Consider the following 17,098-nt stretch of genomic DNA (forward strand, 5'->3'; position numbering starts at 1 on the left):
CCACAAGGCGGGGAAATTCGGTCGCTCCTGTCCGGCTTGTCCTGATAGGCATGGCTCATGACGACCGACCTGCGCGTGCTGGGCCGTGACGAGTGGGACCGCTGGTACGAGAGGCTGACGCTGGCCTTCGGCGGGGTGCCGGAGTCGCCCCAGGAGCGGCGGCTGTGGGACGACCTGACCGAGGTCGAGCGGGCTCTCGGGGTGTGGGACGGCGAGGAGTGCGTGGGCACCGCCGGCGCCTTCTCGTTCCGGGTGGCGGTGCCCGGCGGCGCGTTCGTGGACGCCGCGGGCGTGACGATGGTGAGCGTCGCGGCCACGCACCGCAGGCGCGGCATCCTGACGTCGATGATGCGGCGTCAGCTCGACGACGTACGCGACCGCGGCGAGCCCCTCGCGGTGCTCACCGCGTCCGAGCCGGCGATCTACGGGCGCTTCGGGTACGGCATCGGGACGCTGCAGGCCGCCGTCACCGTCGACTCGTCGCGGGTGCGGATCGAGGGCCCGGCGGGGACGGACGACGTACGGCTGCGGTTCGTGGACACCGCGGAGGCCGCCGAGCGGTGCGAGGCGGTGTACGTGCGGACGATCGGCAGCCGGCCGGGGAATCTGGCCCGCTCCCCCGGCTGGGAGCGGCTGCCGCTGCTCGACCCGCCGGAGGAGCGGCACGGGGCCTCGCCGATGCAGTGCGTGCTGGCCGAGCGGGAGATCAAGGGGAGCGGAGCGACTTCGGTTGAGGGTGATGGTGGGCGACGGGCGGCAGAGGTCGTCGGGTTCGCCCGGTTCCACACCAAGCCGGACGGCGAGCACGGGGTGCCGCGCGGGCGTGTCCAGGTGCGCCACCTCCACGCGCTCGACCCCGCGGCATACGCGGCGCTGTGGCGGTTCCTGTGCTCCATCGATCTGACCGAGGCCGTGGAGAGCCGCAACCGCCCCGTCGACGACCCGCTGTTCTCCCTCGTCTCCGACATCCGGCGGTGCGCCGTGCGGGTGCGGGACTCGATGCACGTACGCCTGGTCGACGTGGGGGCCGCCCTCGAAGCGCGTACGTATCTCACGCCCGTGGACGTGGTGTTGGAGGTCGAGGACGCCTTCTGCCCCTGGAACGCGGGGCGTTGGCGGCTCACCGGTGACGCGAAGGGCGCCTCCTGCGAGCGCACCGACGACGCGGCCGAACTCGCGCTGTCCGTACGGGAGTTGGCTGCCGCCTATCTCGGCGGTACGTCACTGGCCGGGCTGGCGGGCGCCGGGCGGGTGCGGGAGCTGCGGCCGGGGGCGCTCGCGGAGGCGTCGGCGGCGTTCGGCTCGGTCGTCGCGCCGTGGCTGCAGCACGGCTTCTAGTACGGCTGCCGGTGCGGCTTCCGTGCGGTTCCTAGTACGCGCCCGGGGGCTGGCACGTCGGGCACCAGAAGAGGTTGCGGGCCGCCAGCTCGGCCGTGCGGATCTCCGTGCCGCACAGATGGCAGGGCTGCTGCGCGCGCCGGTACACGTAGACCTCTCCCCCGTGGTCGTCCACGCGGGGCGGGCGGTTCATGGCCTCGGGGGTGTGCTCGGGGCGGACCGTGTCGATGCGGTTGGCCCGCACCCCGGCGTGCATCAGCTCCACCAAGTCGTCCCAGACGGCGGTGAATCGGGGCTCGGTGATGTTCTTGCCCGGGGTGTACGGGTCGATGCCGTGCCGGAAGAGGACCTCGGCCCGGTAGACGTTGCCGACGCCCGAGACGACCTTCTGGTCCATGAGCAGCGCGGCGATCGTGGTGCGGCTGCGGGAGATCCGGGCGTACGCCCTGGCGGGCCCGTCCTGCGCACGCAGCGGGTCGGGACCGAGGCGGTCGTGTATCGCCTGCTTCTCGGCGTCGGTGATCAGGGCGCAGGCGGTGGGGCCGCGCAGGTCCGAGAAGTGGGTGTCGTTGAGGAGTCGCAGCCGGACGGTGTCCGTGGGCGGCGGGGCCGGGGTCTCGCCGAGCGTGTACGTGCCGAACAGGCCCAGGTGGATGTGGACCCAGGAGGCCGCGTCCCCGGCCGCACCGAAGCCCAGGAAGAGGTGCTTCCCGTGGGCCTCGGTGCGGGTGAGTTCCTGACCGGTCAGGAGCGCGGCCGCGTCGGAGAACTTGCCCTGGGGGCTGGTGACGGTCACCGTGCGGTGCCGGAACCGGTCGGCGTGGTCCTGGGCCAGGCGGTGGATCGTGTGGCCTTCGGGCACGCCGTTCCTTTCAAGCAGTCTCGGCGGACGTCACGGGTCGCGCCCCGGACCCCGCTCCTCAATCGCCGGAGGGGCTAGATCTCGCTCAGCCCTGCTGCGGGTGGTGCGCCGGGATCGCGGGCAGCTCGCCCGTCTCCTCGTAGTGCGTCAGCATCTCGATGCGGCGGGTGTGGCGCTCCTCACCCGAGTACGGCGTGTTCAGGAAGATCTCGACGAACTTCGTCGCCTCCTCCTGGGTGTGCATGCGGCCGCCGACCGAGATCACGTTGGCGTTGTTGTGCTCGCGGCCGAGGGCCGCGGTCTGCTCGCTCCAGGCGAGGACGGCGCGGACGCCCTTGACCTTGTTCGCGGCGATCTGCTCGCCGTTGCCCGAGCCGCCGATCACGATGCCGAGCGAGTCGGCGTCCGCCGCCGTCCTCTCCGCGGCACGGAGGCAGAACGGGGGGTAGTCGTCGACGGCGTCGTAGATGTGGGGTCCGCAGTCGACGGGCTCGTGGCCGTGGGCCTTGAGCCATTCGACGAGGTGGTTCTTGAGTTCGTAGCCGGCGTGATCGGAGCCGAGGTAGACGCGCATGAATCCGAGTGTGGCACGCCGTGGGCCGGGTAGTCGCTGGCGGGGCCCTGACCTCACTCTTCACCGGCGTAACGAACACAACAATCCGGAGTCAAGCCTTCCGAAACCGCACCGCTTGCGCTTTGAATGCCAGGGCTCGTCCCCCGCGGACCCCACGAACCGAAGGACGTCCATGACAGCGCAGCCATCCCTGCAGTCACCCGCGACCGAGGCCACCCCACCGGGCGGCGACGGTCTCAAGGCCGGACTCAAGAACCGCCACCTCTCGATGATCGCCATCGGCGGTGTCATCGGCGCGGGACTCTTCGTCGGATCCGGTTCCGGGATCGCGGCCGCGGGCCCCGCCATCCTCATCTCGTACGCGCTGGTCGGCGCGATGGTCGTGCTCGTGATGCGGATGCTGGGCGAGATGGCGGCCGCGCGGCCCTCGTCGGGCTCCTTCTCCGCCTACGCCGACCAGGCGCTCGGCCGCTGGGCCGGGTTCTCCATCGGCTGGCTGTACTGGTTCTTCTGGGTCGTGGTGCTCGCCGTGGAGGCGACCGCCGGCGCGACCATCCTCAACGGGTGGGTACCGAGCGTCCCGCAGTGGGCGTGGGCGCTGATCGTGATGGTCGTGCTGACCGCGGTGAACCTGGCGGCGGTCGGCTCCTACGGCGAGTTCGAGTTCTGGTTCGCCGGGATCAAGGTCGTCGCGATCGCCGGATTCGTGATCATCGGTCTGCTCGCGGTGTTCGGGGTGCTGCCGGGCTCCGACAACCCGGGCAGCGGCTTCGCGCACCTCACCGACGCGGGCGGCTTCTTCCCGAAGGGTATGGGCGCCGTCCTCACCGGTGTGCTGATGGTCGTCTTCTCCTTCATGGGCTCCGAGATCGTCACGCTGGCCGCCGGTGAGTCGGAGGACCCGCAGAAGGCCGTCACCCGGGCCACCAACTCGGTGATCTGGCGGATCGGCATCTTCTACCTGGGCTCGATCTTCGTCGTGCTCACGCTGCTGCCGTGGAACGACCCGTCGATCACCAAGGACGGCTCCTACGTGGCCGCCCTCAACTCCATCGGCATCCCGCACGCCGGCCAGGTCATGGACGTCATCGTGCTGACGGCCGTGCTCTCCTGCCTCAACTCCGGCCTGTACACCGCCTCCCGCATGGCCTTCTCGCTCGGGCAGCGCGGTGACGCCCCCAAGGCGTTCGCGAGGACCACCTCGCGGGGTGTGCCGCGGACCGCGATCCTCGGCTCCGTCGTCTTCGGGTTCCTGGCGGTCTGGTTCAACTACCAGTGGCCGGACACCGTGTTCAACTTCCTGCTGAACTCGTCGGGCGCCGTCGCGCTCTTCGTCTGGCTCGTCATCTGCTTCACGCAGCTGCGGATGCGCGGCATGATCCTGCGCGAGCAGCCGGAGAAGCTCGTCGTGAAGATGTGGCTGTTCCCGTATCTGACGTGGGCGACGATCGCGATGATCTCGTTCGTGCTCGTGTACATGCTGACCGACGACGCCGGGCGCGAGCAGGTGCTCCTGTCGCTGCTCGTCGCCGCGTTCGTGGTCGGCTTCGCGCTGGTACGGGACCGGGTGCAGAGCAAGCGCTGACGTCCCGGTCGTGCGTGTTCACGGTGCTGCGCCCTACGGCCGCAGCACCGTGAACGTCTTTTTGACCTCCTCGTAGCGGGCCTGCGCCGGGCCCGCCACCTGCGGCTGGTACCAGGTCCCGATCTGGTACGACTGCGAGCCCTGGTCGAAGCCGAGGAGTTCGGCGTGCCAGCGCCTGCCGTCGAGGGTGAACAGGTACTCCCAGACCACGGCGGACCGGCCCCGGAACGTGGTGCGGTTCAGCCGGATCTTCACGTAGTCCTGGCCCTGGTGGGCGTCGCGCTCCGACTTCTGCCAGGTGGCCAGCAGGTCGTCCTTGGCCAGTGCCGACTGGGTGACCAGTTCCTGGGTGCCGTCGGGGGCGGTGTAGTGCACCTCGGAGGCCGTCTTGACCGCCCGCTTCCAGCCCTTGGGCGGGACCCACGCGTAGCCGACCTCGCGGCGGGAGCCCGGGGGCAGCGTCTGGGTGGTCGGCGGGCGCGAGGTGCCCTCGACGGTGGGCGGGCGCGAGGTGACGGTGCCGGACGCCGAGGGCGAGCCGCCGTCGCCGGGCAGGGTGAGCGCGAGCGCCGCCGCGAGTCCCGCCGCGAGCGCCGCGCCGAGCCCGATCAGCAGGCCGCGGCGCCCGCGGGGCCCTGCGGGTCCCTGTGGTGGGGTGGCCGGGGCCCTCGGCGGGCCCAGCAGTTCGTCGCCCCGCACCGGTTTCGCGCACTCGGTGGGCGCCTCCCGCCCGGGCACCGCCCGCACCGCCGGCACCGTCGGGGGCGCAGGGGGCGGCGGCACCGGGCGGCGCAGGCCGATGTCCAGGGTGTGGGTCCTCGGGTGCGGGGGCGGGGTCAGCGCCGCCACGACCTCGTCGACACCGGGGCGGTCCTGCGGCTCCTTCGCCAGCAGCCGGGCCAGCAGGGGCGTCAGCCAGCCCGCGTCGGGCGGCAGTTGGGGCTCCTCGTAGAGCACGGCGTGCAGGGTGGCGAGGGTGGTGTCCCGGGAGAACGGGGAGCGGCCGCCGAGGGCCGCGCACAGCGTCGCGCCGAGCGACCACAGGTCGGAGGGCGGGCCCTGCGGCCGGCCGGAGACCCGCTCGGGCGCCATGTAGTCGGGCGAGCCGACCAGCATGCCGACCATGGTGAGCGCCTTGGCGTCCTGGATGGCGGCGATCCCGAAGTCGGTGAGCATGACGCGGCGCCGCCCGGCTCCTTCGACCAGGACGTTGCCGGGCTTGATGTCGCGGTGCAGGACGCCGCCCGCGTGCACCTGACCCAGCGCCTCGGCCAGGCTGCGGCCCATCCGGGCGACGTCGTCCACGCCGAGCGGCCCGTCCTCGACGAGGATCCGCTCCAGGGAGCGGCCCGCGACCAGTTCCATGACGATCCACAGCCGCTCGCCCTCGTCCACGACGTCGTAGACGCGCACCACGCCCGGGTGGTCGATCCGGGCCGTGGCGCGGGCCTCGCGCAGGGTGCGCTCGCGGCGGGTGCGGGCGTCCTCGGGGTCGAGTCCGTCGATGCGCATCTCCTTGACGGCGACGGTCCGGTCGAGCATCTCGTCGAGCGCGCGCCACACCCGCCCCATGCCGCCCTGGCCTATGGGTTCGTCCAGGCGGTAGCGCGCTGCCACCACTAATCCCCGGACGCCCCCACTGGCATTTCCTGACTGCCCTGGCAATCGAATGCACCCCCGAATCCCCCGAAACACAAAATCTACACTTCGCGCCGTCCCAGCATAGTGCGGAGAAATCTTGTGGTACCTCTTCAAGGACTGCGAATTCGGACGCGGTCGCAGCAGGCACGATGCGGTTGCAGCCGTCACGGGGGAAACAGAAATACCTAGGGGGACGAACATGAGTTCACGACGTCAGGTCACCATCGCCGGGTCACTGCTGACCGCGGCCGTCGCGGCGTCACTGGCTCTGCCGGCGATCGCGGTCGCGGACAACGCGCCTGGTCCGGGCAGCAGCGAGGGCGGCAAGGCCATGGACAAGGCGCCCGAGGGCGTCACACTGACCACGACTCTGCCCAAGAAGATCTCGGTCGACAATTCGAGCGGGGAGACAAAGGATCTCGTCGCGAGCGTCAGCAATGGCGGCACCAAGGACAGCGGGAAGATCTATCTGGCCGTCGTCGGTTTCGACGGTCTCGTCGTGAAAGATGTACCCGGCTGCACACCTATCCCGAAAAACAAGCTCCCCAAGGGTTCCAACAGCGGCTTCGCCTGCCCGGTGACGAATCTCGCGGCCGGAAAGTCGAAGTCGTTCAAGGTCGCGGCGACCTTCGATCTGTCGAAGACCGGGAAGATCTGTCTGCCGGTGCAGAGCGGGGACACCAAGAAGACGTACTGGCAGCAGGGCCCGGTGCCGTTCGGCACGACCAGTCCCTCGCCGAACGCGCCCGTGACGCCGCTGCTGCTCAACACGGAGAACAAGCCGGCCGCGCCCGCGGGGGACAAGGGCGGCGGCAAGAACGAGCTGCCGAAGACCGGCGTCGGCGACGAGGTGCTGCCGCTCGGCGCGGTGGGCACGGCGCTGCTCGCGGCCGGTGGGGCGGGGCTGTGGTGGACCCGCAGGAGGCCCTCGGAGGTGACGCCGAAGTGAGCTGCCCGGCACGCTGAAAACATGCCGGAAACTGTCAGGTTATGCGGGCAGAGTGCGGGTCATGACGACGTACGAGGACGTTCACGACCCGCACCACACCCGCACGCTGCGCCCGGACGACCCCGGGTACGACGACGAACTCGCCGGATTCCAGACCGGGTTCACCCAGCGCCCTGATGTGATCTTCGCCGCGGCCGGCGCGGACGACGTGGTGGCCGCCGTCGCGTACGCCGCGGACGCCGGCCTGCCGGTCGGCGTCCAGGCGACGGGACACGGGCTGCCCGACAGCTCCACCGGCGGCGTCCTGATCACCACGCGCCGGATGGCCGAGGTCCACGTCGACCCCGCGGCGCGCACCGTGCGCGTCGGCGCCGGTGCCACCTGGGGTGCCGTCGCGCAGGCCGCGGCGCCGCACGGCCTGGCCCCGCTGAACGGCTCGGCGCCGAGCGTGGGCGTCGTCGGCTACACGCTCGGCGGCGGACTCGGCATCCTGGCACGGGAGTTCGGCTACACGGCCGACCACGTACGCGCCGTGGACGTGGTCACGGCGGACGCCACCCTGCGCCGTGTCACGGCCGACAGCGACCCGGAGCTGTTCCGGGGCCTGCTGGGCGGCGGCGCCCAGTTCGGCGTGGTCACGGCCCTGGAGGTGGACCTGGTCCCGGTGGCCCGGCTGTACGGAGGCTCGCTCGGCCACGACGGCAGGGTCACGGACGTGGCGGACATCGTCCGCGCGTACACGGCCTGGGCCGCGACCGTCCCCGACACCCTGACCTCGTCGCTCGCCGCTCTCGTCTACCCGGACGCCCCCGCGATGCCCCCGCGTCTGCGCGGGCAGTACGTGGTCTCGGTGCGGATCGCGTTCACGGGGACCGCCGAGGAGGGCGAGCGGCTCGTGGCACCGCTGCGGGCGGCGCTCGGGACGCCGGTCACGGACACGGTGCGCGAGATGCCGTACGGCGACAGCCACACCATCCACGCCGACCCGGACTTCGCGCACCCCTACTACGGGGACAGCGTGTTCCTGGACGAGATGGACGCGGACGCCGTGGCCGAGCTGTTCACGCTCTGCGGGCCGGCCGCCGACGGCATGCACATCGTGCAGCTCAACCATCTGGGCGGCGCCCTGTCCCGGCCCGCCCCGAACGCGGTGCCCTACCGGTCGGCGGGCTGGCTGGTGCGCGTCCTCTCGCCGCTCGGCGAGGGCGGCAGGGACGCGGCGCGGGCGCATCACGCGCGGGCGTTCGGGGCCGTCGCGGACCAGGTCGTCGGCCGCTCGCTGAACTTCGCCTTCGGCGGCGGCGACCGTACGGAGGGCCTGTACGACCCGGACACGCGAAAGAGGCTCGCCGAACTGAAGGCCGCGTACGACCCGGCGAACCTCTTCCGGAGGAACTACACCGTCAAGTAGGTGCTCACTTGCCGGCCGAGCAGAGGCCTACTTGTCGGCGAACTTCCAGGCGGTGGGCAGCGCGCCCATCGCGAGGGCCGCCTTGAGCGCGTCGCCGATCAGGAACGGGGTGAGGCCCGCGGCGACCGCGGCACTCAGGCTCATGCCGGTGGAGAACGCGAGGTACGGGACGCCGACCGCGTACACGATCGCCTCGCCGATCAGGAAGGCGCGGGCGGTACGCCACCACGAGCGGTCGTCGCCGCGGCGGGCCAGCGCGCCGACGGCGGCGGAGGCCAGCATCAGGCCGACGACGTAACCGAACGACGGCATCGAGAAGCCGGAGGCGCCCTCGGCGAACCACGGCATGCCCGCCATGCCCGCGAGCGCGTACAGCGCGAGGGAGAGGAAGCCGCGGCGGGCGCCGAGCGCGGTGCCCACGAGCAGCGCGGCGAAGGTCTGCCCGGTGACCGGCACCGGCGAGCCCGGGACGGGGACCGCGATCTGCGCGGCGATGCCGGTGAGGACGGCGCCGCCGACGACCAGCGCGATGTCCTTGGTACGGGAAGCGGGCAGGAGGTCGGCCAGGACCTTGCCCGGACGGGCGACTGCTGCGAAACCAGGGGCGGCGCGAAGCGCTCCGTTGAGGGTGGTGGCGGGCGACGGGCGGGCGCTCATGGGGACTCCGCTGAGGGTTCGTGGGCGGGCAGGGTGGGACTCCGTGACGCTATCCCAGGGGAGTTGAGCCGATCACGGTCGCCGGTCGACAAAGGCAACGGCACGCTGTTGGTGGGCTCTTCACAAAGGAGCGCATGTACACCACATCCGAGGTGACGCTCGTCACTGGGACCAGTCCGTTTTGCGCGGGAGGGCGCCCGAAAGCGAGACTGTAGGTTCCCGCCAAAGCTCAGATCGGCTGACCCCCCATGCACGACGATGTACCGCCCGAACCTCTCTCCGGGGGCCTCAAGCAGCGCCACCTGACCATGCTCGGTCTCGGCGGGGTGATCGGCGCCGGGCTCTTCGTCGGTTCGGGCGCCGGTATCCAGGTGGCGGGCCCCGGCATCGTCCTCTCGTACCTGATCGCGGGCGCCATCGCGATGTGCGTGATGCGGATGCTGGGCGAGATGTCGGCGGCGATGCCCGCGTCCGGCTCCTTCTCGGTGCACGCCGAGCGGGCCCTCGGCCGGTGGGCCGGGTTCAGCGTGGGCTGGCTGTACTGGTTCCTGCTGGTCGTCGTGCTCGCTGTGGAGGCGACGGGCGCGGCGCAGATCGCGGGCGGCTGGGTGCCCTCGGTCCCCCAGTGGGCGTGGGTGCTGCTGTTCATGGTGGTCTTCACCGGGGCGAACCTGTCGGCCGTGAAGAACTTCGGCGAGTTCGAGTTCTGGTTCGCGGCGCTCAAGGTCTTCGCGATCGTCGCGTTCCTGGTGCTCGGCACGCTCGCGATCTTCGGCCTGCTCCCCGACACGGATCCGGTCGGCCTCACCAACCTCACCGGACAGGGCGGCTTCCTGCCCCACGGCTGGCACGGCGTGGTCTCCGGCGTGCTCGCCGTGATCTTCGCGTTCGGCGGTCTGGAGGTCGTCACCATCGCGGCCGCCGAGTCCGACGACCCGGTGCGCTCGGTGGCGCGGGCGGTGCGCAGCGCCGTCTTCCGGATCCTGTTCTTCTACGTCGGTTCGATGCTGGTCATCGTCACGGTCCTGCCCTGGACGGCGCAGCAGGCCGGCATCAGCCCGTACGTCACCGTCCTGGACTCGATCGGGATCCCGTCGGCCGGGCAGATCATGAACATCGTGGTCTTCGTGGCGCTGCTGTCCGCCCTCAACGCCAACCTCTACGGCTCCTCGCGCATGATCTTCTCGCTCGCCGAGCGCGAGGAAGCGCCCCGGGCGCTGCTGAAGGTGAGCGGCGGCGGGGTGCCGCGGCGGGCGGTGCTGGCCTCGGTGGCCTTCGGCTTCCTGTCCGTCCTGCTGAATCTGGAGTGGCCGGACTCCGTCTTCCTCTACATGCTCAACTCGGTCGGCGCGGTGCTGCTGTTCGTCTGGGCGCTGATCGCGGTGGCGCAGCTCAGGCTCCGGCGCCGGATCGAGCAGGAGTCCCCCGAGCGGCTCGTCCTGACGATGTGGGCGTTCCCGTGGCTGACCTGGGCGGCGCTCGTGGCCATGGCGGCGGTGTTCGTCCTGATGCTGACCGACGACGCGGCGCGTCCGCAGTTGCTGTGGTCGACGGGGGCGACGGCCGCGGTGCTCGCGGTGGCGGGTGTGCGGGAGCTGCGCGCGAAGCGTGCCTGATCGTTCACCTTACGTCGACGTGATCGTCGCCGAGTGTGAGCATCGTGTCCGTATTCCGGAAACGTATTCCCTGTGAGCGGGACGCCCGCTCAGACTGTGGCCGTTTTACGCGCGCGTTACGTGTGCGCACCCGCACCCCGTCTCAGCTACTGAACAGGGCAATTCCATGTCTCGGACGTCAGTGCAGCCCACCGAAGAGGCTGCCGACGCGAAGCCGGTGGACACCGCCTCGCTGTCGCACGGCCTCAAGCAGCGTCATCTCTCCATGATCGCGCTCGGCGGCGTGATCGGCGCCGGGCTCTTCGTGGGCTCCGGCACCGCGATCGCCGCGGCAGGCCCTTCGATCGTCCTCGCCTACGCGATATCCGGCGCCCTCGTCATGCTCGTGATGCGCATGCTGGGCGAGATGGCGGCGGCGTACCCGGCCTCCGGCTCCTTCTCCGTGCACGCCGAGCGGGGCATCGGCCCGTGGGCGGGCTTCACGGCGGGCTGGTCGTTCTGGTTCCTGCTCTGCGTGGCCGTCGGCCTGGAGGGCATCGGCGCCGCGGGCATCGTGCACGCATGGGTGCCGGGCGTGCCCGAGTGGGCCTGGGTCGCCCTGTTCATGCTGCTGTTCACGGGCACGAACCTGACGGCGGTGAAGAACTTCGGCGAGTTCGAGTTCTGGTTCGCGACGCTCAAGGTCGGCGCGATCGTGCTCTTCCTCGTCATCGGCATCCTGGCCGTCCTCGGTGTCCTGCCGGACGTCGACGCCCCGGGCATGTCCAACCTCACCGGCCACGGCGGCTTCATGCCCAACGGCACGGAGGGACTGATCGTGGGCCTGCTGGCCTCGGTCTTCGCGTACGGCGGTCTGGAGACCGTCACCATCGCCGCGGCCGAGTCGGAGCACCCGGTGCAGGGTGTCGCCAAGGCGGTCCGTACGGCGATGTGGCGTATCGCGCTCTTCTACGTCGGCTCGATGGCGGTCGTCGTCGTGCTGCTGCCGTGGACGTCGAAGGAGATCCCGACCAAGGGCCCCTACGTCGCCACGCTCGACCACCTGGGCATCCCGGCGGCCGGCCAGATCATGAACGTGGTCGTCCTGATCGCGCTGCTGTCCGCCATGAACGCCAACATCTACGGCGCCTCCCGCATGGCCACCTCGCTGGTCTCGCGCGGCATGGGCCCGAAGGCGGTCGGCGCGACGTACGGCAGCGTGCCGCGGATCGCGGTCACGCTCTCCGCGGTCTTCGGCTTCGTCTGCGTGCTGCTCAGCTACTGGCGCCCCGACGACGTCTTCGCGTGGCTGCTCAACACCATCGGCGCGATCATCCTCGTCGTCTGGTTCTTCATCGCCTTCTCGCAGCTGGTGCTCCGCCGCAAGCTGGAGCGCGAGGCGCCCCAGAAGCTGGTCGTGAAGATGTGGGCGTACCCGTACCTGACGATCGTCGCGCTCGTCGGCATGGTCGCCGTCTTCGTCCTGATGGCCCGTGAGGCCGACACCCGGGTGCAGCTGTACTACACGGGTGGCCTGACGGTCGTTCTCGCGGTCATCGGGTACGCGCGTCAGAAGGCGGCCGAGAAGAGGTAACCCCGCTCTCCCCCTTCATCCGAGGACCCCCGGGCCAACTGGCCCGGGGGTCCTCGTCATTGCGCGTGTCCTACTTGCTGCTAGCCTGCAGTTGCGAATAACTTGCAATAAGCAGTCGGAGGGCACGGAGAGACATGGCCACGTACACGCTTCCTGAACTTCCGTACGACTACGCGGCGCTGGAACCCGTCATCGACCCGCAGATCATCGAGCTGCACCACGACAAGCACCACGCGGCGTACGTGAAGGGCGCGAACGACACCCTGGAGCAGCTGGCGCAGGCCCGGGACAAGGAGCAGTGGGGCTCGATCAACGGGCTGGAGAAGAACCTGGCCTTCCACCTCTCCGGGCACATCCTGCACAGCATCTACTGGCACAACATGACGGGCGACGGCGGCGGTGAGCCGCTCGCGGCGGACGGGGTCGGCGACCTCGCGGACGCGCTGACCGAGTCGTTCGGCTCGTTCGCCGGGTTCAAGGCGCAGCTGACGAAGGCGGCCGCGACGACGCAGGGCTCCGGGTGGGGCGTGCTCGCGTACGAGCCGGTGAGCGGGCGCCTGATCGTCGAGCAGATCTACGACCACCAGGGCAACGTGGGCCAGGGCTCGACCCCGATCCTGGTCTTCGACGCCTGGGAGCACGCCTTCTATCTGCAGTACAAGAACCAGAAGGTGGACTTCATCGAGGCCATGTGGCGGGTGGTCAACTGGCAGGACGTGGCGAAGCGTTACGCGGCCGCGAAGGAGCGGGCGTACAACTTGCTGCTGGTCCCGTAGCCGCCCTGCGCCCGCGCCTGATGCGTCCCGCCTCGTGATCGTCTTCTCACCGCTCACGCCCGGCGGGCGACCGAAAAGAACGGACCCCCGTGAGGACGTGACTCACGGGGGTCTGTCGGTATGGGGAGTTCCGGGGGACCGTCACCCTATGGAGACCTCGAAGCACTGCCCCAACTGCAAGGGCCCCCAGCAGAACTTCCGCCCGGCCGACGACGATGAGAAGAAGTACCTGATCGACAAGAAGGAACTGAGCTCGGCGGACGCGAACGGCTACTGGCGCTGCAAGGGCAATGAGGGCAAGTGCCTCTGGATCCAGCCCTACTTCAACCAGGGCAACGGCTTCACCCTCCCCAAGGAACTCTTCGGCTGACCGAGAGAGGCGTGCGAGATGGCCGGAACCAGGAACTTCCCGTGCGAGACGTGCGGCACCGACGAGCCCCACCGCCAGCTGAGCAAGGGCGAGCAGCAGCAACTGGTGGGTATCGCCGGGGCCAAGCACCCCGGCGAGTACTGGATGTGCATGGGCCATAGCGGCACCTGCCGGACCCTGCGCACCGGGTTCAACCAGCGCCCGTTCGGCGGCGGCCCACGCAAGCTTCCCTAGGCCCCTGACCGCCGGAGGCGTCAGTCGAAGATCGGGCCCTGGGTGCGGGTGCGCTTGATTTCGTAGAAGCCCGGGACCGAGGCGACCAGCAGCGTGCCGTCCCAGAGCTTGGCGGCTTCCTCGCCCTTGGGGGCCGGGGTGACGACCGGGCCGAAGAAGGCGATCTGGTTGCCGTCGGCGCCCGGGACCGCGATGACCGGCGTGCCCACGTCCTGGCCGACCTTGTCGATGCCCTCCTTGTGGGAGGCGCGCAGCTCGGCCTCGTACTTCGTGCCGTCCCAGTGGTCGAGGAGGGACGCGGGCAGGCCGACCTCTTCGAGGGCGCCGGCGACGGCCTCCTTCGTGGGGCCCTCGCCGCGGTTGTGGATCCGGGTGCCGAGCGCCGTGTACAGGTCGCCGAGGACCTCCGCGCCGTGCTCCTCCTGCGCGGCGATGACGACGCGGACCGGTCCCCAGGCCTGGGTGCGCATCATCTCCTGGTACTGCTCGGGCAGCTCGTCGAGGCGCGGCTCGTTCAGGACCGCGAGGCTCATCACGTGCCAGCGGACCTCGATGTCGCGGACCTTCTCGACCTCCAGGACCCAGCGCGACGTCATCCAGGCCCAGGGGCACAGGGGGTCGAACCAGAAGTCGACAGGGGTCTTCTCAGTCGTAGCGGACATGGTTCTCCTTGGAAGTCACGAGTGAACTCACGGGGTGATCTCGCCTGCGGCAACGCGGCCCGCGCCGGTCGCATTCCCGAATGTCCGCCGCCACGGCCGCGTGCGAGGATCGTAGGCGTTCCACACCCTGAGAACGTCACGAAGGAGTGCCGCCCGTGCCCGGTGAGAATCTGTCCCGCGACGAAGCCCACGAGCGGGCGGGTCTGCTGTTCGTCGACGGGTACGAGGTGGCGCTCGACCTGCGCTCGGCCGTCGGCGACGCCACCGGCGAGGGCCCCAGGACCTTCCGCTCGGTCACCACGATCCGGTTCCGGGCGAACGAGGCGGGCACCGGTACGTTCGTCGACCTCATCGCCCCGTCCGTGACCGCCGTGTCGCTGAACGGCGAGGACCTCGACCCGGCCGCCGTGTTCGACGGCAGCCGCATCCAGCTGGAGAACCTGGCCGAGGACAACGAGCTGATCGTCGACGCCCAGTGCGCCTACTCGCGCACCGGCGAGGGCATGCACCGCTTCGTCGACCCCGAGGACGGCGAGGTCTACCTCTACACCCAGTACGAGCCGGCCGACGCCCGCCGCGTCTTCGCCAACTTCGAGCAGCCGGACCTGAAGGCCCCCTACCGGTTCAGCGTGCGGGCCCCGGAGGGCTGGACGGCGTGGTCCAACGGTGTCGGTGAACTCGTCGACGGCGTATGGCGGTTCGCCGAGACCAAGCCGATCTCGACGTACATCACGGCCGTGGTCGCGGGCCCGTACCACTACGTCACGGACTCCTACGAGCGTGAGCTGGAGGACGGCTCGAAGCTCGTCGTCCCGCTGGGCGCCATGTGCCGCAAGGGCCTCGCCCCGTACTTCGACGCCGACGACATCTTCCAGGTCACCAAGCAGGGCCTCGACTTCTTCCACGAGAACTTCGACTACCCGTACCCCTTCGGCAAGTACGACCAGGCGTTCGTGCCCGAGTACAACCTCGGCGCGATGGAGAACCCGGGCATGGTCACCTTCCGCGAGGAGTACATCTTCCGCGGGAAGGTCACCACGGCGTCGTACGAGCGCCGGGCCAACGTCATCCTGCACGAGATGGCCCACATGTGGTTCGGCGACCTCGTCACCATGGTGTGGTGGGACGACCTGTGGCTGAAGGAGTCCTTCGCCGACTTCATGGGCTCGTTCTCGATGGTCGAGGCGACCCGCTTCACCAACGGCTGGATCACCTTCGCCAACAACCGCAAGGCCTGGGCGTACCGCGCCGACCAGCTGCCCAGCACCCACCCGGTCACGGCCGACATCCGTGACCTGGAGGACGCCAAGCTCAACTTCGACGGCATCACGTACGCCAAGGGCGCGAGCGTGCTGAAGCAGCTCGTCGCGTACGTCGGCCGGGACGCCTTCCTGGAGGGCGCGCGCCGGTACTTCAAGCGGCACGCGTACGGGAACACGCGACTCGGCGATCTGCTCTCGGTGCTGGAGGAGACCAGCGGCCGTGACATGGCGTCCTGGTCACGCTCCTGGCTGCAGACCGCCGGGGTCAACTCCCTCACGCCGCAGGTGACGTTGAGCTCGGAGGGACGGATCACGGAGCTCGCGGTGGTGCAGGAGGCGGCCGCCTCGCACCCCGAACTGCGCCCGCACCGGGTCGCGGTGGGCCTGTACCGGCGCACGGACGTGGGCGCTCTTGAGCGGTACGCGCGCGCCGAGGTCGACGTCGACGGGCCGCGCACGGTCGTCGCCGAGCTGGCCGGGGCCGAGGCGCCCGAGCTGGTCCTGGTGAACGACGACGACCTCACGTACTGCAAGATCCGCTTCGACGCGGAGTCGCTCGCCACGCTGCGGGAGCGGCTCGGCGACATGACCGACCCGCTGGCCCGCGCCCTGTGCTGGTCCGCGCTGTGGAACCTCACCCGGGACGCGCTCATGCCGGCGCGCGACTTCGTCGGCCTGGTGCTGCGGTTCGCCGGGCGCGAGTCGGACATCGGTGTGCTGCAGATGCTGCACGCGTGGGCGCGTTCGGCGCTGGTGCACTACGTGGCGCCCGAGTGGCGCGAGGAGGGCGGGCGGCTGCTCGCCGAGGGCGCACTGCGCGAGCTGCGGCTCGCCGAGCCGGGCAGCCAGCACCAGCTGACGTGGGCCCGCTTCTTCGCGTCGGTGGCGTCGAGCGCGGCCGATCTGCAGTTGCTGCAGGGCCTGTTGGACGCGGGCGAGGGCGCCGGCGGCGCGAGGATCGACGGGCTTGAGGTCGACCAGGAGATGCGGTGGGCGTTCCTGGAGACGCTCACGACGCACGGGGTCGCCGACGAGGGCGTGCTCGCGGCCGAGCTGGCGCGGGACGACACCGCTTCCGGCAAGCGGCACCAGGTCCGGTGTCTCGCGTCGCGGCCGAGCGAGGCCGTCAAGGCGCAGGCGTGGGCGCAGGTCGTGGAGTCGGACGCGCTGAGCAACGCGCTGGTGGAGGCGACGATCGCCGGGTTCCAGCAGGCGTCCCAGCGGGAGTTGACGGCGCCGTACGCCGAGAAGTACTTCGCGGCGATCGAGCGGGTGTGGGACGAGCGGTCGATCCAGATCGGCATGGACGTGGTGCGGGGGCTGTTCCCGTCGCTGCAGGATTCCCAGGGGACGCTGGACGCCACGGACGCGTGGCTGGACTCGCACGAGAAGGCGGCGCCCGCGCTGCGCCGGCTGGTCCTTGAGGCCCGGGACGATCTGGCCCGCGGGCTTCGGGCTCAGGCCTGCGACGGGGCCTCGGGCGCGTAGTCGTGGTCCGGCCGGTGTCGGGGCGGGTGCCTGCTGTGGCGCTCGCCCCGCGCCGGGGTGCCACCCTGCGCACCCCGCCGTCCCGGCCGCCAGATTACCC

General features: G+C 70.5%; 15 protein-coding genes. 10 read left to right on the top strand and 5 right to left on the bottom strand.

What is annotated here, in order from left to right; all coding sequences use genetic code 11:
- Positions 1-57 precede the first annotated feature (57 nt).
- Entirely contained in the window at positions 58-1,338 is a 1,281-nt protein-coding gene (locus J3486_RS22385; protein WP_207822964.1) for a GNAT family N-acetyltransferase, read from the top strand.
- Between the two features lie 31 nt (positions 1,339-1,369).
- On the opposite strand, the gene J3486_RS22390 is transcribed toward J3486_RS22385, so the two are convergent.
- A complete protein-coding gene (locus J3486_RS22390; protein WP_207822966.1) occupies positions 1,370-2,200 on the bottom strand; it encodes an Fpg/Nei family DNA glycosylase in 831 nt (276 codons plus the stop codon).
- An 85-nt stretch (positions 2,201-2,285) separates the two neighbouring features.
- Positions 2,286-2,774: a ribose-5-phosphate isomerase gene (locus J3486_RS22395; protein WP_207822969.1), complete on the bottom strand. Its 489-nt coding sequence runs from the start codon at positions 2,772-2,774 to the stop codon at positions 2,286-2,288.
- A gap of 172 nt (positions 2,775-2,946) precedes the next feature.
- Here J3486_RS22395 and J3486_RS22400 point away from each other — a divergent pair, with 172 nt between their 5' ends.
- A complete protein-coding gene (locus J3486_RS22400) occupies positions 2,947-4,359 on the top strand; it encodes an amino acid permease (RefSeq protein ID WP_207822971.1) in 1,413 nt (470 codons plus the stop codon).
- Positions 4,360-4,392: 33 nt separating this feature from the next.
- Here J3486_RS22400 and J3486_RS22405 read toward each other — a convergent pair whose 3' ends face one another.
- Positions 4,393-5,931, bottom strand: a complete 1,539-nt coding sequence (locus J3486_RS22405; protein WP_229378457.1) for a serine/threonine-protein kinase — start codon at positions 5,929-5,931, stop codon at positions 4,393-4,395.
- A gap of 268 nt (positions 5,932-6,199) precedes the next feature.
- On the opposite strand from J3486_RS22405, the gene J3486_RS22410 reads away from it, so the two are divergent.
- Positions 6,200-6,949, top strand: coding sequence for an LPXTG cell wall anchor domain-containing protein (locus tag J3486_RS22410; RefSeq protein ID WP_207822977.1), 750 nt, complete (start codon positions 6,200-6,202; stop codon positions 6,947-6,949).
- 61 nt (positions 6,950-7,010) lie between these two features.
- The gene (locus J3486_RS22415) at positions 7,011-8,360 is read left to right on the top strand and encodes an FAD-binding oxidoreductase (RefSeq protein WP_207822979.1); all 1,350 of its coding nucleotides are present in this window, start codon (positions 7,011-7,013) and stop codon (positions 8,358-8,360) included.
- Between the two features lie 27 nt (positions 8,361-8,387).
- Here J3486_RS22415 and J3486_RS22420 read toward each other — a convergent pair whose 3' ends face one another.
- Positions 8,388-9,017 carry a biotin transporter BioY gene (locus tag J3486_RS22420; protein ID WP_207822981.1) on the bottom strand — a complete coding sequence of 210 codons (630 nt, stop codon included), beginning with the start codon at positions 9,015-9,017 and terminating at the stop codon, positions 8,388-8,390.
- Between the two features lie 248 nt (positions 9,018-9,265).
- Between J3486_RS22420 and J3486_RS22425 the strand changes: the two genes are divergently transcribed.
- From J3486_RS22425 to J3486_RS22445, 5 genes are all read left to right on the top strand, one after another.
- The gene (locus tag J3486_RS22425) at positions 9,266-10,633 is read left to right on the top strand and encodes an amino acid permease (RefSeq protein WP_207822983.1); all 1,368 of its coding nucleotides are present in this window, start codon (positions 9,266-9,268) and stop codon (positions 10,631-10,633) included.
- A 166-nt stretch (positions 10,634-10,799) separates the two neighbouring features.
- Positions 10,800-12,206, top strand: coding sequence for an amino acid permease (locus J3486_RS22430; RefSeq protein WP_207822986.1), 1,407 nt, complete (start codon positions 10,800-10,802; stop codon positions 12,204-12,206).
- A 134-nt stretch (positions 12,207-12,340) separates the two neighbouring features.
- Positions 12,341-12,982: a superoxide dismutase gene (locus tag J3486_RS22435; protein ID WP_207822989.1), complete on the top strand. Its 642-nt coding sequence runs from the start codon at positions 12,341-12,343 to the stop codon at positions 12,980-12,982.
- A 148-nt stretch (positions 12,983-13,130) separates the two neighbouring features.
- On the top strand, positions 13,131-13,352 hold the full coding sequence (locus tag J3486_RS22440; protein ID WP_207822991.1) for a hypothetical protein: 222 nt from the start codon (positions 13,131-13,133) through the stop codon (positions 13,350-13,352).
- Between the two features lie 18 nt (positions 13,353-13,370).
- A complete protein-coding gene (locus J3486_RS22445) occupies positions 13,371-13,586 on the top strand; it encodes a hypothetical protein (protein ID WP_207822993.1) in 216 nt (71 codons plus the stop codon).
- 20 nt (positions 13,587-13,606) lie between these two features.
- Here J3486_RS22445 and J3486_RS22450 read toward each other — a convergent pair whose 3' ends face one another.
- On the bottom strand, positions 13,607-14,248 hold the full coding sequence (locus tag J3486_RS22450; RefSeq protein ID WP_207822996.1) for a DsbA family protein: 642 nt from the start codon (positions 14,246-14,248) through the stop codon (positions 13,607-13,609).
- Positions 14,249-14,403: 155 nt separating this feature from the next.
- Here J3486_RS22450 and pepN point away from each other — a divergent pair, with 155 nt between their 5' ends.
- Positions 14,404-16,998 (top strand): aminopeptidase N, encoded by a 2,595-nt coding sequence (pepN, locus tag J3486_RS22455; RefSeq protein ID WP_207822999.1) that lies wholly within the window; start codon positions 14,404-14,406, stop codon positions 16,996-16,998.
- Positions 16,999-17,098 lie beyond the last annotated feature (100 nt).

Source organism: Streptomyces sp. VRA16 Mangrove soil (assembly GCF_017377775.1).
Classification (GTDB): Bacteria; Actinomycetota; Actinomycetes; order Streptomycetales; family Streptomycetaceae; genus Streptomyces.

Coding starts and splice junctions, on each gene's coding strand:
- J3486_RS22385 (WP_207822964.1), top strand. CDS start 58: ATGACGACCGACCTGCGCGTGCTGGGCCGTGACGAGTGGGACCGCTGG.
- J3486_RS22395 (WP_207822969.1), bottom strand. CDS start 2,774: ATGCGCGTCTACCTCGGCTCCGATCACGCCGGCTACGAACTCAAGAAC.
- J3486_RS22400 (WP_207822971.1), top strand. CDS start 2,947: ATGACAGCGCAGCCATCCCTGCAGTCACCCGCGACCGAGGCCACCCCA.
- J3486_RS22405 (WP_229378457.1), bottom strand. CDS start 5,931: ATGGGGCGGGTGTGGCGCGCGCTCGACGAGATGCTCGACCGGACCGTC.
- J3486_RS22410 (WP_207822977.1), top strand. CDS start 6,200: ATGAGTTCACGACGTCAGGTCACCATCGCCGGGTCACTGCTGACCGCG.
- J3486_RS22415 (WP_207822979.1), top strand. CDS start 7,011: ATGACGACGTACGAGGACGTTCACGACCCGCACCACACCCGCACGCTG.
- J3486_RS22420 (WP_207822981.1), bottom strand. CDS start 9,017: ATGAGCGCCCGCCCGTCGCCCGCCACCACCCTCAACGGAGCGCTTCGC.
- J3486_RS22425 (WP_207822983.1), top strand. CDS start 9,266: ATGCACGACGATGTACCGCCCGAACCTCTCTCCGGGGGCCTCAAGCAG.
- J3486_RS22430 (WP_207822986.1), top strand. CDS start 10,800: ATGTCTCGGACGTCAGTGCAGCCCACCGAAGAGGCTGCCGACGCGAAG.
- J3486_RS22435 (WP_207822989.1), top strand. CDS start 12,341: ATGGCCACGTACACGCTTCCTGAACTTCCGTACGACTACGCGGCGCTG.
- J3486_RS22440 (WP_207822991.1), top strand. CDS start 13,131: ATGGAGACCTCGAAGCACTGCCCCAACTGCAAGGGCCCCCAGCAGAAC.
- J3486_RS22445 (WP_207822993.1), top strand. CDS start 13,371: ATGGCCGGAACCAGGAACTTCCCGTGCGAGACGTGCGGCACCGACGAG.
- J3486_RS22450 (WP_207822996.1), bottom strand. CDS start 14,248: ATGTCCGCTACGACTGAGAAGACCCCTGTCGACTTCTGGTTCGACCCC.